Here is a 12,791-nt window from a genome sequence, read left to right on the forward strand (position 1 = left end):
TAATCGCGCTATCTGTGGTCAGAAAGTGTGAATTCAAATGGACGATCTCGACCGCATCGACCGCTCGCTGTTGCGCTTGCTGCAGGAGGATGGCCGTCGCACGACGCTCGATCTGGCCCGCCGCGTCGCCCTGTCGCCGACCGGGGCGGCGCAACGCATCAAGCGGCTGTTCGCCGAAGGCTTCATCCGGGCGGTGCGGGCCGTTCTCGACCCGGCCCGGATCGGGCAGGCACAACTCGTCTTCATCGAGGTGCGGCTCGATCATACGGCGCCGCATGTCTTCGACCGTTTCGCCGAGGCGGTCATGCGGGCGCCCGAGATCATCGAATGCCAAATGGTGGTCGGCGGCTTCGATTATCTGGTCAAGGCGCGCATCGCCGACATGGCGATGTTCCAGGATTTCCTGCAGCGGGTGATCCTGCCGCTGCCCGGCGTCAGGGAGACGCACACCTACGCCTCGATCGCCAATGTGAAGCCGGACGCGTTGCTGCCGATCTAGGACGTGGACTTATTGGCGCCGAACCGTAGCCTGGACGCCATACGCCCGAAAGCAGACGTAGCGAATCTGGTCCGGCCGGCGGCGCGACCTCACAGCTCGGCTGGCCAGCCCGATCGCTCGGCTCGACGCAAGGACGATTTTACGATCAGGCGATGGAAAGGCGCAATTCCCGCGATATAGGCCCGCCCTCCCAAATGATTGAAGGTCACGACCGTTGTGGCGACAAGCCGGCGGCACAAAGCGGACTCTTCAACCAAGACGGACAAACGGAAGTCGAGATGGCGATCGTCCTCGCCAAGAATAATCTCATGACGCCGCCGATCGTAGACCCGAAAGAAATCAATCCTGTCGGTAGCAACGTCATCGCGCAACTCAGACGATGTCTTAAGACCAAACCCCGCAACCAAGGTGTCCCTGAGAGCTATCAGCCAGCCAACCCACCGCGCCTGACCCATCAGCATATGGGCGGCGAGGCGTTCGGCGTCGCCCGTCGCATGGCTCGGCAGATCGATCGCGAATGCGTCAGCGAAGCCTGCCTCGGCATAGAGCGGCCTAAGCGCGGAATGTTGCGGCAAATCGACTCGAGCAACGCGTGTCATGGATGGTCCGCCCCGGACTGAATGGAAGCGAAGAGGTGGTGCACTGCAATAGCACGAACGGGCTCTCCATCAAACGTATCAAGGAACTTCTGCTGTTGACCCTTCCGCGACCTCGGGCAACGTCCGCTCTTCCGCGGTCGGCAAGCTGCTAAGTGAGTACACGCCCTAGACCGGCGGCCGTTCCCCCGCGTCCAGCAGCCATTGCCGCACGGCCTGTGTCGGTTCGGGGTGGCGCTGCTTTCGCGGCATCACGACATGAAAATCCTGCGTGCCGCGCATTTCGCAGCTGACCGGCTGGACCAGGCGGCCGGCGGCGAGGTCGGCGGCGACGAGGAAGCGGCTGGCCAGTGCTATGCCCTGGCCGGCGATGGCCGCGTCGATGGCGAGGCTGGTCTGGTTGAAGCGCATGCGCTTGAGCTCGGCCGTCATCTTCAGGCCGACTGCCTTTTCCATGAATTCGGGCCACAGATTGTGCGCGTCGTGCAGCAGGACGTGATGCTGGATTTCGGCCGCGGCGATTTCGGCTGCGCCGGCCGGCAGCAGGGCCGGGCTGCAGATTGCGATGATCTGCTGGGGAAACAACAGGTCGACGATCAAGCCGGCGCCGAAAGGCGGGCGGCCTTGCCGCACGGCGATGTCGACGCCGTCGGCCTGGAAACTCGACAGGCTCTCGCTGGCCAGCACACGCAGGTCGACCAGCGGATTGTCGGCCATGAAATCCTGCAGCCTTGGGATCAGCCATTTGGTGGCGAAACTCGGCGTCACGCTGATCGTCAGGCGTGCCGGCGCGGGACGCAGCAGCAAGGTTGCCTCCGAGATCAGGTCGAAGGCGCGGCGGATGTTGGGCACATAGGCGCGGCCCTGATCGGTCAGCGCCAGGCCGCGCGGCAGCCGCTCGAACAGTTTCGTGCCGAGATGGGTCTCCAGGCCGCGAATGTGCTGGGCCACCGCGCCTTGGGTCACGTTCAACTCCTCGGCGGCGACGCGGAAGTTGAGATGGCGCGCCGATGCCTCGAAGGCGCGCAACGCATTCAGCGGCGGCAGGCTCAGGAAGGCTTCAGGCATGCAGGAGTTTTTCTACTGGTTGATTTCAGGCATTCTGGTTCGAACCGAGCGGCAGAACCAGCTATATCACCGTTCAAATCCCGAAAACACCGGTTGCGGTGCCCGCCAACCCTGAGAGGAAAATCCAATGAGTGTAGAAAAAGTGGCTGTTGTCGTGGCCGGCGGCAGCGGCATGGGGGCGGCGGCGGCCAAGCGCCTGGCGGCGGATGGGTTCAAGGTCGCCATCCTGTCGTCCTCGGGCAAGGGCGAGGCGCTGGCCAACGAGTTGGGCGGGCTCGGCGTCACCGGCTCCAACCAGTCGAATGACGACCTGCAGCGCCTCGTCGACCTGACGCTGGAGCATTTTGGCCGCATCGACGTGCTGGTCAACAGCGGCGGCCACGGGCCGCGCGCGCCGATCCTGGAGATCACGGACGAGCAGTGGCGCACCGGCATGGACGTCTATCTGATGAACGTCATCCGGCCGGTGCGCATCGTGGCGCCGCAAATGGTCAAGCAGAAGGGCGGCGCCATCATCAACATCTCGACGGCCTGGGTCGCCGAGCCGAACGCGATGTTCCCGACTTCGGCCGTGTTCCGCGCCGGTGTGACCGCCTACACCAAGATCTTCGCCAACACTTATGCATCAGACAATGTGCGCATGAACAATGTGCTGCCCGGCTGGATCGACAGCCTGCCGACCGTCGAAGAGCGCCGCGACAACGTGCCGATGCAGCGCTACGGCACGATGGAGGAGGTCGCCGCGACGATTGCGTTCCTGGCGTCCGAGGGGGCGGGCTATATCACCGGCCAGAACATCCGCGTCGATGGCGGTGTTATCCGGGCGCTGTGAGGCGTCGACCGGGCATGGGTTCCTCGCCTCCAGGGAAGTGGGCGAGGAACGAGGTTCGGGGAGGCGCTGCCATTCTCGCGGCCGATGCGCAATTCTTTCAATCATTTCTTGAAGCCGGCACCAGCCGTTTCATGGTTTGATGATTCCGGCCAAGAGGGGGAGGCGCCATTGACCGACTTCATCGGATTGCCGAAAGCCGAGGTGCACATCCACATCGAGGGCTGTTTCGAGGCCGACGATGTGATCAGGAACTGCCAGCAAGCCGGCATTCCGCTGCGGGCGCCGCGCGACAGGCTTTTCGAAGCCCATGATCTCAAGAGCTTCCTCGAGATGCTCGACTGGTTGTGCGGGACTTTTCGTACGCGCGAGCAGCTCGCCACCACGGCCTACAAGTTCGCGCAGCGCATGGGCCGAAGCGGCGTGCGCTACGCCGACGTCATCGTCAATCCGACGCACTGGCCGCACTGGCACAAGGACGTTGCGGGGATGATCGACGCGTTCGACGCGGGTTTCGCGGCCGCCGAACAGGATGGGCACCCGCCGGTCGGGCTTTGCGTCAGCCTTCTGCGCACCCAGTCGGCGGCGGAGGCGTTCGAGCTGGTGGAGTTGCTGGGCGGGATCAGGCACAGGCGTGTCGTCGCCCTGTCGATCGACGGCAACGAAGCGGCTGCCGGCCGCACCGGCCCGCGCTTTGCCGAGGCGTTTCGCCGGGCCGGCGCGGCGGGTTTGCGGCGCACCGTCCATGCCGGCGAGTCGAGCGGCCCGGAAGGTGTTCGCGACGCCATCGACCTGCTGGGCGCCGACCGCATCGACCACGGCGTGCGGGCGATCGAGGACCCGGAACTCATCGACTTGCTGGCGCAGAGGCAGATTCCGCTGGGCATCTGTCCGGTCTCCAATCTGGCGCTCGGCGTCTATCCGTCGCTTGCGCAACATCCGATCGATGCCTTGCGCAAGGCCGGTGTCCCGGTCTCGATCAACACCGACGATCCGTCGCTGCTCGGCACCACGCTCGAAGCCTCCTACGCGGCCTGTGCCGAGGCTTTCGCCTGGGACGACGAAACCATCCGCCAGCTCGCCGCGACATCGGTGCAGGCGAGCTATGCCGACCCGGCGCTCAAGGCGCGGATCCTGACCGATCTGGCGGCCTGGCGGAGCTAGGGGCCGCTGCCGATTTCGCCATCGTGCCGTCTGGCAGATTACGCGGTCAGGGCTTCCGGCTGGTCGAAAAGCGCATGAAGCTCGGAGACCGGCATAGGGCGGCCAAAATACCAGCCCTGGACATCCGTGCAGCCATTCTCCTTGACCAGCCTGTACTGGTCCTCGGTCTCGACGCCTTCGGCGGTCGTCGTCATGCCAAGTGTGGTGCCGAGTTCGGCGACGGCCTTGACGATCGCCCGGCTTTCATTGCTCTCGCACATCAGGCTGACGAAGCTGCGGTCGATCTTGATGCGGTTGAACGGGAACGACCTGAGATAGCTCAGCGAGGAATAGCCGGTGCCGAAATCATCCATGGCGATGGAGATGCCGAGGTCGCGCAGGCTGTACAGCGTGTTCAGAGTGTTTTCGTTGTTGGCCAACAGCACCGACTCGGTGATCTCCAGTTCGAGCCGTGACGGCAGCAGGCCTGACGCGGCGAGCGCCGCGGCAACCTGAAGCGACAGCCCCTGCTGTTTGAACTGGGCCGGCGAAAGATTGACCGCAACCTTGACGGGCTGGGGCCATTTCGCGGCGTCGGCGCAGGCACGCCGCAAGATCCACTCGCCAAGCGCGTCGATGGCGCCTGTCTCCTCGGCCAATTGGACGAACTCCGACGGCGCCAGCAGGCCGAGGCGCGGATGGTTCCATCGCACCAGCGCTTCGAAGCCGGTGAGCTGCGAGGTCTTTGCGTCGTGCAGCGGTTGATAATGCAGGACGAACTGTTCGTTCTTCACGCCGAGCGCGAGTTCGGATTCGAGCTGGCGCCGCTCCTGCAGTCTTGCGTCCATTCCCGGCTCGAACGACCTGCAGGTGCCGCGGCCCTCCATCTTGGCCTTGTACAAGGCAAGGTCGGCATTGCGGATAAGGGTTTCCGAATTTCGCCCGTCGTCGGGAAAAACGGCGATGCCGATGCTGCCGCCGATGTTGATCTTGTGGCCATGGATGGAGAATTCGTCGGACAGGGCATGAATGACGCGGCTTGCCAGCACGCCGGCCTCGTCGTTGCCGTCGAGCAGGAGCTGAAGGATGACGAACTCGTCCCCGCCAATTCTGGCCACCATGGCGGTTTCGCCGGCATGGTGTTTCAACCTTTTCGCCACCGCCCCGAGCAGCTCGTCGCCGACCGGATGGCCGAGCGTGTCGTTGACCGGCTTGAAACGGTCGAGATCGACGCAATGGACGGCCAGCTTCTCGTCGTCCCTGAGGCTTCGCAATGCCTCGTCCATCGTGTCGGCCAGGAGGCCCCGGTTGGGCAGGCCGGTGAGAATATCGTGCGTGGCGAGATGCTGAATCTGGGCGGTGCGTTGCTCGACCCGACGCTCAAGGGTCTCGGCGGCCTCGACCTGCATCGTCATCGTGCGCCCGATCGCGTACCAGCAGGTCAGCGCCAGCAGCGTGACCACCGCGACCGCCGCATAACCGGCCAGCTCGAATTCACGCACGGACTGGACGTCCAGGTTGTCGTCGAAGCGGCTGTTGGGGAACCCGGCCCAAAGACGCCATGCGCTCCTGGGATCGTTGAGCGAGAGCGGGATGACTTCGGAATAGATCAGATTGGGGTCGGCCGCCGTGAAGGCACGGGAATCCGCCGCCAAGGCTGTCGACATCTTGTGCTGGTCGGATTCAAAGCCGTAGCCTGAATTGACGATGACATAGTCACTGCCCGGCAATAGTTTCCGCAGCGCCGAGGTAAGCATGATCGCCGAAACGGAGCCGCGCAGGCTGCCGTCCTGGCCGAAGACAGGGACCGAAAGGATGAAGCCTGAGCGGTCGGCATCATTGCCGGTGTGGATGAAATCGGTGTTGTCGCAGGTGATGAGCTCCTTCGTGCCGATGATCGGTACGTTCAACCCGTCGATGGCGCTCGAATTCGGATAGTTCGTCTTCAGCCAGGCGAGCTGTTTGGCCAGCTCATGGTATTCATAGGTCTCGACCTCTTCCGGGGGGCGGATCAGGGCATTCTCGTCCAGCTTCGCCTGTTTGGCGCCGCCAGCGGCATCAGATCTCGCCTTGGCATTCACGATCAACTGGTCGAACTGGAGGATCGGCTCCTCGGGCTTGCCGGTCACCGTATCGAAGCGGTCCGGGTCGAAATCCAGCGGCAGGAAGTAGACCTCGGAAATCGAGACATTGTTGGCGAGGTTGTTGTAAATCTGCTGGATCGTCGCGCGGCCCTCATCGCCAAGGTTCGTGCCATGCCGGTCGAGGTTACGCACGCTCGGCAGATAGCTCAGGGTGCGCACATTCTCGTAGACGGCCCGCAAGGCGTCTTCGACGGTCTTGGCGGCCGCTCTGGAAGCTGCCTGGGAGTTCTCGACATAGCGCTCCTTGGCCAGCGCGAAGTTTCGCTGGGCATCGATGTGCAACGCCGCCAGCGTCGCCGCCCCGGTCAACAGGATCACAACAAATCCGGCCGCTCGCCTGAATGCGTTCATCTGCGTCCCACCATCGAGTGACGAGGAATACCGCAAGGCGGTTTAGGAAGCGCTAATGGGATATGTCTTTCTTTACCGGTCCCAGGCATTGCGGCGCGTCCAATCCGGCAAGATCGAGGCACCTTCTTTTCACCGGCGGACAGGCACCGGGCAAGGCGGTTCAGTTCGCTGGCCCCGCCCGCTGGTCGGCGTCTGTGAGCGTGCCCAGGAAGGCGACGATGTCGTCGATCTCGGCGTCCTGGAGCGCCGGTCTGTCGCCGGGCTTCTTGCCGTCGAAGGGCGGATCCTGATTCAAGTTTCCCCAGTAAGCCTTTGGCAGATCGTCATATTTCCTGACCGTGCCGTCGGCATTCCTGGGGTACCAATGGCTGGGATCGGTGTCGCGGCTGGCGTAGAAGGCGACCGCGTCGCGCAGCGTGTGGAAGGCGCCATTGTGGAAGAAACTCTTGCGCAGCGCGACGTTGCGCAGGGTCGGCGTCCTGAACAGGCCGCAATATTCGGTCCGCGCCTTGAAGTCGGTGCGCAGCGGGCCGCACAGGCCGAGATCGGCATAGGCCGGGTCGGCATTGGCCGGAATGGCGGCATTGCGCGGCACGGCGATGGCGATCAGGCCGAAATCGGTGAATTGCGGCGGCTCGCCGTCATTGGCCGGTTCGCTGAGATGGCAGCTGGCGCAATTGCCTTTGGTCTCGTCCTCGAACAGCGCGCGGCCGCGCAATTCCTGCGCTGTCAGTTGCGCCTTGCCGGCGAGGAAGGCGTCGTAGCGGCTGGAATAGGGATAGAAATCGGCAGCGCTCTGCTCGAAGGTGCCGAGCGCCTCGGCGGCCGCGTCGAAGGCATCGCGCGCGCGGTCGAACACGTCGTCGCCGAAGGCCGCCTTGAAGTCGCCGGCATAGGCGGCCTTACGCAAGGCCGCGGCGACGGCGGCCTCATCCTTGTTGGCCATCTCGAAGGGCGAGAGCAGGGGGATTTTCGCCTGGTCCTTGCCATGGTCGGCGCGGCCGTCCCAGGTCAGGCCGCCGGTCGGGCCATTGTCGACGCTCTCGTCGCCCTCGTCCTCGGAATCGTAAAAATGCTCGGTGAAGGCTGGCGCCGCCTGGAGATAGCGCAGCGACGGCACGGCGCGCACGCCCGGCCGGTCGAGGTTTGCACCGCCCATCTCGACGGGTGCCGCAGACGCCGGACCGAAGGCATGGTGCGCGTCATGGCAAGACGAGCAGGCCTGCCTGCCGGAGGCTGAGAGAGCGGGATCGAAGAACATTTTGCGGCCAAGCGCGGTCAGCGCCTCGGCTCGGGCGAAGGCGTCGGCGCGCGATAGCGGGCCGGGGTGGACGCTGCCTGGTCCGGCGCGGACAAGGCTTGCCGGCAAAGCGATGGCAAGGCCGAACAACGATGCGGCCGCGGCCGCGATCATCAGGCGTTTGCCTCGTCCTGTCGTCATGAGTTCCAGGTCCATTTCGCTCAGCAGTTAGGTTCCCACTGCAACGGATTGATGACTGGTTCGGCCCTCACGAAACCGTGTTCGCGCGGATCAGCTCGCGGCCGATCGGCTTTGGCGTCTCGCTGCGCAGCACCAGCGCCGTGGTGACGGCGCCATGGCGCGCCACGGCGTCGACGATGGTTTCAAGGTGGGCGGGCGAGGGCACCACCACTTTCAGGATGAAGCAGTCCTCGCCGGTCAGCCGGTGCACCTCGGTAATCTCGGGCATTTCGGCGAACTGCTTCAGGCAGGGGCGGATGTGTTCATGCGTGGTGCGCACGCGGATGATGGCCATCATGCCGAGGCCAAGCGCGGCGGGGTCGATCACCGCGGTGTAGCCGGCAATGACGCCGCGCTCCTCCAGCCGTTTGACGCGCTCGGAGGTTGCCGGCTGCGACAGGCCGACCCGGCGGCCGAGCTCGGATATGCCGATGCGGCCGTTCTCCTGCATGGCCTCGATGATGGCGATGTCGGTCGGGTCGAGCGGCGCGCGCTCATCGCTGGTCTTCATGGTCACCTTGAATCCATCGGCGAGGATATGACTTTTCCGATGATTTCCCATTCCCGATGCCAGCGCAAGCCGCCACCATGCAGCTGCGATCGATAGGAGCAAGGCGACATGACGTATTTCATCATCCTGCCGGGCAGCGGCGGTTCCGGCCCGGCGCATTGGCAATCGCGCTGGGAACGCGCCGATCCGGCGATGCGGCGCTTCCAGCCCTCAAGCTGGGATCTGCCCGATTTCACCGACTGGCTGGCGGCGCTGGAGGCTGCCGTGATCGCGGCGCCCGAACCACCTGTCTTGGTCGCGCACAGCCTGTCCTGCCTGCTTGTCGCGCATTGGCAGAAGATTTCGCAAAGGCCCGTGAAGGCGGCCTTGCTGGTCGGCGTTCCCGATCCGGCGTCGGCGGTCTTTCCCGGATATGGCATGGCCTTCGCGCGGATTCCGCAGGGCAGGCTGCGCTTTGCCTCGCTGGTGGTGACCAGCACGAACGACCCCTATGGCTCGCAGGAGTATGCCGAGGCGCGGGCGACGCAATGGGGCAGCCGCCTGGCCGTGATCGGGCCGCTCGGCCACATCAATGCCGAAAGCGGCCTGGGCGACTGGCCGGAAGGTCTCAAACTTCTCGACGGTCTGGTTTGCGAGGCTTGAGGGCGCTCAGCCGCCATTCACCAAGGCAAGGATAAGCTTCTGCAGATTGCCGCCCGGGCCGAGTTCGACACGGTCGAAATCGCGGCTGGCCTGGCGCTGCGCCTGCGAGAGCGCGGACAGGCGCTTGGTCATCTCGGCGCGGATCTTGCTGCATTTGGCGTCGTCGGCGACCGTCAGGCCGACGGTCGCGGCCTCGATCTTGCGCACCATGTCGACAATGGTGGCGCCATGCACCTTCTCATGGGCGCTGACGCCGGCGAGGAAAACCTCCCAGTTCTTCTGGATGGCAGGCGGCAGCGGCGCGGAGGGGCTGGGCAAGGTGTAGGTGATGATCAATTTCGGCTTGGCCGACACCAGCACGCAGGCTCCGGCCCGCGCCTGATAGTCCCTGGTCCAGGTCAGCTTGAAATTGGTGTGGGCGATGGCGCGGGCGACGCCGACATTCGGCCCGTTCTCGCCGATCGAGCGATAGAGCTCCGGCCCGGACTGGCCCGAAATGGCGTAGGTTTCGACCTTCTCGACCGGCTTCCATTGCGCATGGGCGGTGACAGGCAAGGCCACCAGTGCGGCCAGCAGAAGACACAGGCGAACTCTCGACACAACGCTCTCCAAGGCGGGACCGACCTTGCCACAACGGGCAATGCCACCGGCTCGCTTTTCCTATATGCTGCCGGCGGACGCCGCAATTGTCAGGGGGAACTCATGAGAGCTGGATATTTCGTCGTCGCCGGTGCCGTGGCTATGCTGCAGGCCGCGCAGCCGGCTTTTGCCGCGTCGTGCAGCGGCTGGGGCGCGAAGATGGAGGAGGACGAGGGCGGCAGCGTGCTGACCGCCTCGGTCTGCGGCGGACCAAAAGGCGACGCGCATCTGATGCTGGCCTGTTTCGACAAGCCGGTGCTGAGCTTAGACCTCGGTGCCAGCGGCCAGCAACTCGAGCCCGGCCTCAGCGGCGCGTTCGATTTCAAAGCCGACGGCAAGACGGTGACCAGGACGCTGCAGCTGGAGGCCATGTACAATTACTTCGTGGTGGACCTGGCCAAAGCCGATCCGCTGCTCGATCTGCTGCGGGGGAAGGGGGATGTGACGGTCAGTTCGGCCAAATATGGCGCGAACAGTTTTCCGCTGAAGGGTTCGAAGGGGGCCATCGGCAAGGTGCTGGCGCAGTGCGGGAAGGCGAAGCCTGCCGCTGATGCGGATTGAGCGGTTACCGCATCACTCCGCCCAATCGCATCGTCGCCCCCCTCAATTCCTCATCCGAAAACCCGGAAAAGCCCAGCACCAGGCCATGCTTCGGCGCGCCGTCGATGAACATCGCGGACAGCGCTCGCGCGCCGACGCCCACCGCCTTCGCCGCCTCGACGATCGCCGTGTCCGGCCCGTTGCCCCTGAGCATCGCCATCAGGTGCAGCCCCTGTTCGGGCACCGTCACATCGAGCCTGTCGCCGCAATGCGCCTGCAGCCCCGCCACCAGCACGTCGCGCGCGGCTTGCACGCGGCGGCGCACGCGCCTGAGATGCGCGGCGAAGTGGCCTTCGTTCAACAGGTCGGTCAGCGCGCCCTCGGCCAGCGTCGAAGGGTAACGGTCCGAGCGCGCCCTGATCGCCATCACGGCATCGAGCAACGGTTCCGGCACCACGACATAGCCGATGCGCAGGCCGGGGAAGAGGACCTTGGAGAAGGTGCCGAGATAGGCGACGCGGCCCGCGCCATCCATGCCCTGCAGCGAGGTCAGCGGCGGGCCGGCATAGCGGAACTCGCTGTCATAGTCGTCCTCGATGATCCAGGCATCGTTGCGCCGCGCCCAGTCGAGCAAGGCGAGGCGACGGCGCATCGTCATCGTCACGCCGAGCGGATATTGGTGCGAGGGCGTGACATAGGCCGCGCGTGCCTTTGGGCAGAGACGTTCGCCGATCTCGGGATCGAGCCCTTCGGCATCGACCGGCACGGCGACGATGCCGGCGCCGCTGCCGGCCAGCACGGCATGCGCCATGGGATAGCAGGGGTTTTCCAGCCACACGGCATCGCCGGGGCGTAGTGCCGCGCGCGCCAGAAGGTCGAGCCCCTGCTGCGTGCCCGAGGTCAGGAGGATCTGGCCGGCGTCGCAGCGCACGCCGCGCGCGGTCCTGAGATAAGTGGCAATCGCAGTGCGCAGCGGAAGGCCGCCGCGCGGATCGCCATAGCGGAAATGTTCGGGGCCGGGGCGGGCGAGGTGGCGCGACAGCAGGATGCGGAACAGGTTCAGCGTGCGCGGGTCGGACACCGCCACGCCAAGGCCGCAAGGCAGCGAAGTGGCGGCGTCGATCTCTGGCGGGCGCGCCTTGGCCAGCGTTGTCGGCAGATATGGCACGTCGGGCGCCACGAAGGTGCCGGCGCCGACCTTGGCCACGGCAAAGCCTTCCGAGATCAGCATTTCGAAACAGGCGACCGCCGCCGAACGCGACAGGCCGAAACGTTGCGCAAGGTCGCGGGTGGTCGGCAGCTTGGCGCCGGCGGCCAGCGCGCCGGTCTCGATCAGCCGCCTGAGTGCGGTGTAAAGCTCGCGGCTGCGCGGGCCGTCGCCCGGCAGGACCGGGATCAACGCCGACCAATCCGGCGGATTGGTCTGAATTTTATCTCCCTGATTGGTTCTTTTATCGACCAATGCCATGGCGCATGGTTGGCAGACAACAGCCGAGGATGCAAGCCGTGAACGACGTCTCCGCCAGCTTTCCGACCACCAGCCGCAATCGGGTCAAGCGCCTGCATGAGCGCGGCAGCTACGACCATGCGGCCGTCTTCGCGGTGCTGGATGCCGGGCTGCTCTGCCACGTCGCCTACACGTTCGACGGCCAGCCCTATTGCACGCCCACCATTCACTGGCGCGAGGGCGACATGCTCTACTGGCACGGCTCATCGGCCAGCCGCATGCTTCGCCAGCTGCGCGGCGGCACGCCGGCCTGTCTCACCGTGTCGCATCTCGACGGGCTGGTGCTGGCGCGCACCGGCTTCAACCATTCCGCCAACTACCGCTCGGCGATGTGCTTTGGCACCGCGCGGATTGTCGATGAGCCGGAGGAAAAGATGAAGGCGCTGGCCGGCGTCGTCGACCGTTTCTATCCCGGCCGCAGCGAAACCTTGCGGCCGATCTCGGCGCAGGAAGCCAAGGCGACGATGGTCATCGGCATGCGCATCGAGGAGGCTTCGGCCAAGGTGCGCGCCAAGGGCGTCGGTGACGACGAGGAGGATTACGGCCATCCGGTGTGGGCCGGCGTCATCCCGGTGCGGACGGTGATCGGCGCGGCCGAGCCGTGTCCGAGGCTGATGAACGGAGTTGAGCGGCCGCAGAACCTGGCTGGATACGCCGAGGGCGAGAGGCTGGATCAGGCGCTGATAAAGGCGCAAAGGGTGTATGAGGGCGAGGAGTAACTAGCGCCTCTTCCTTCTCCCCTTGCGGGAGAGGGTGGCCTTGCGGGAGAAGGTGGCCTCGCGAAGCGAGGTCGGATGAGGGGTGTTCCAGGGAGTGCCGACGCCTCACTCCGCTGGAACACC

The 12,791-nt window shown here is 65.1% G+C and carries 13 protein-coding genes; 6 read left to right on the top strand and 7 right to left on the bottom strand.

Features of this window, described 5'->3' with window-relative positions:
- Positions 1-37: 37 nt before the first annotated feature.
- Positions 38-499, top strand: a complete 462-nt coding sequence (locus tag CK227_RS17690) for an Lrp/AsnC ligand binding domain-containing protein (protein WP_095773766.1) — start codon at positions 38-40, stop codon at positions 497-499.
- 89 nt (positions 500-588) lie between these two features.
- Here CK227_RS17690 and CK227_RS17695 read toward each other — a convergent pair whose 3' ends face one another.
- Together CK227_RS17695 and gcvA are read right to left on the bottom strand one after the other, a co-directional pair.
- Positions 589-1,098 (bottom strand): DUF2867 domain-containing protein, encoded by a 510-nt coding sequence (locus tag CK227_RS17695; protein WP_095773767.1) that lies wholly within the window; start codon positions 1,096-1,098, stop codon positions 589-591.
- A 165-nt stretch (positions 1,099-1,263) separates the two neighbouring features.
- The gene (gene gcvA, locus CK227_RS17700; protein WP_095773768.1) at positions 1,264-2,163 is read right to left on the bottom strand and encodes a transcriptional regulator GcvA; all 900 of its coding nucleotides are present in this window, start codon (positions 2,161-2,163) and stop codon (positions 1,264-1,266) included.
- 127 nt (positions 2,164-2,290) lie between these two features.
- Here gcvA and CK227_RS17705 point away from each other — a divergent pair, with 127 nt between their 5' ends.
- Together CK227_RS17705 and add are read left to right on the top strand one after the other, a co-directional pair.
- The gene (locus CK227_RS17705) at positions 2,291-2,995 is read left to right on the top strand and encodes an SDR family oxidoreductase (protein ID WP_095773769.1); all 705 of its coding nucleotides are present in this window, start codon (positions 2,291-2,293) and stop codon (positions 2,993-2,995) included.
- A gap of 168 nt (positions 2,996-3,163) precedes the next feature.
- A complete protein-coding gene (gene add, locus CK227_RS17710) occupies positions 3,164-4,156 on the top strand; it encodes an adenosine deaminase (RefSeq protein ID WP_095774011.1) in 993 nt (330 codons plus the stop codon).
- Positions 4,157-4,194: 38 nt separating this feature from the next.
- Here add and CK227_RS17715 read toward each other — a convergent pair whose 3' ends face one another.
- The 3 genes from CK227_RS17715 to CK227_RS17725 all read right to left on the bottom strand — a co-directional run bounded on the left by CK227_RS17715 (position 4,195) and on the right by CK227_RS17725 (position 8,621).
- On the bottom strand, positions 4,195-6,630 hold the full coding sequence (locus tag CK227_RS17715) for an EAL domain-containing protein (protein WP_095773770.1): 2,436 nt from the start codon (positions 6,628-6,630) through the stop codon (positions 4,195-4,197).
- 160 nt (positions 6,631-6,790) lie between these two features.
- Complete coding sequence (locus CK227_RS17720) at positions 6,791-8,071, bottom strand: cytochrome c peroxidase (RefSeq protein WP_095774012.1); 1,281 nt, start codon at positions 8,069-8,071, stop codon at positions 6,791-6,793.
- 67 nt (positions 8,072-8,138) lie between these two features.
- On the bottom strand, positions 8,139-8,621 hold the full coding sequence (locus CK227_RS17725; protein ID WP_095774013.1) for an Lrp/AsnC family transcriptional regulator: 483 nt from the start codon (positions 8,619-8,621) through the stop codon (positions 8,139-8,141).
- Positions 8,622-8,729: 108 nt separating this feature from the next.
- Here CK227_RS17725 and CK227_RS17730 point away from each other — a divergent pair, with 108 nt between their 5' ends.
- Positions 8,730-9,263 (top strand): alpha/beta hydrolase, encoded by a 534-nt coding sequence (locus CK227_RS17730; RefSeq protein ID WP_095773771.1) that lies wholly within the window; start codon positions 8,730-8,732, stop codon positions 9,261-9,263.
- A 6-nt stretch (positions 9,264-9,269) separates the two neighbouring features.
- Here CK227_RS17730 and CK227_RS17735 read toward each other — a convergent pair whose 3' ends face one another.
- Positions 9,270-9,863, bottom strand: coding sequence for a DUF922 domain-containing protein (locus CK227_RS17735; protein WP_245318167.1), 594 nt, complete (start codon positions 9,861-9,863; stop codon positions 9,270-9,272).
- A gap of 141 nt (positions 9,864-10,004) precedes the next feature.
- Between CK227_RS17735 and CK227_RS17740 the strand changes: the two genes are divergently transcribed.
- Positions 10,005-10,463: a hypothetical protein gene (locus CK227_RS17740; RefSeq protein WP_245318168.1), complete on the top strand. Its 459-nt coding sequence runs from the start codon at positions 10,005-10,007 to the stop codon at positions 10,461-10,463.
- A gap of 4 nt (positions 10,464-10,467) precedes the next feature.
- On the opposite strand, the gene CK227_RS17745 is transcribed toward CK227_RS17740, so the two are convergent.
- Positions 10,468-11,841: a PLP-dependent aminotransferase family protein gene (locus tag CK227_RS17745; protein WP_245318169.1), complete on the bottom strand. Its 1,374-nt coding sequence runs from the start codon at positions 11,839-11,841 to the stop codon at positions 10,468-10,470.
- A 74-nt stretch (positions 11,842-11,915) separates the two neighbouring features.
- Here CK227_RS17745 and CK227_RS17750 point away from each other — a divergent pair, with 74 nt between their 5' ends.
- Complete coding sequence (locus tag CK227_RS17750) at positions 11,916-12,668, top strand: pyridoxamine 5'-phosphate oxidase family protein (protein WP_179295860.1); 753 nt, start codon at positions 11,916-11,918, stop codon at positions 12,666-12,668.
- Positions 12,669-12,791: the final 123 nt, after the last annotated feature.

The sequence above is a fragment of the Mesorhizobium sp. WSM4308 genome, assembly GCF_002294905.1.
GTDB lineage: Bacteria > Pseudomonadota > Alphaproteobacteria > Rhizobiales > Rhizobiaceae > Mesorhizobium.

Coding starts and splice junctions, on each gene's coding strand:
- CK227_RS17690 (WP_095773766.1), top strand. CDS start 38: ATGGACGATCTCGACCGCATCGACCGCTCGCTGTTGCGCTTGCTGCAG.
- CK227_RS17695 (WP_095773767.1), bottom strand. CDS start 1,098: ATGACACGCGTTGCTCGAGTCGATTTGCCGCAACATTCCGCGCTTAGG.
- gcvA (WP_095773768.1), bottom strand. CDS start 2,163: ATGCCTGAAGCCTTCCTGAGCCTGCCGCCGCTGAATGCGTTGCGCGCC.
- CK227_RS17705 (WP_095773769.1), top strand. CDS start 2,291: ATGAGTGTAGAAAAAGTGGCTGTTGTCGTGGCCGGCGGCAGCGGCATG.
- CK227_RS17715 (WP_095773770.1), bottom strand. CDS start 6,630: ATGAACGCATTCAGGCGAGCGGCCGGATTTGTTGTGATCCTGTTGACC.
- CK227_RS17720 (WP_095774012.1), bottom strand. CDS start 8,071: ATGACGACAGGACGAGGCAAACGCCTGATGATCGCGGCCGCGGCCGCA.
- CK227_RS17725 (WP_095774013.1), bottom strand. CDS start 8,621: ATGAAGACCAGCGATGAGCGCGCGCCGCTCGACCCGACCGACATCGCC.
- CK227_RS17730 (WP_095773771.1), top strand. CDS start 8,730: ATGACGTATTTCATCATCCTGCCGGGCAGCGGCGGTTCCGGCCCGGCG.
- CK227_RS17740 (WP_245318168.1), top strand. CDS start 10,005: ATGCTGCAGGCCGCGCAGCCGGCTTTTGCCGCGTCGTGCAGCGGCTGG.
- CK227_RS17750 (WP_179295860.1), top strand. CDS start 11,916: ATGGTTGGCAGACAACAGCCGAGGATGCAAGCCGTGAACGACGTCTCC.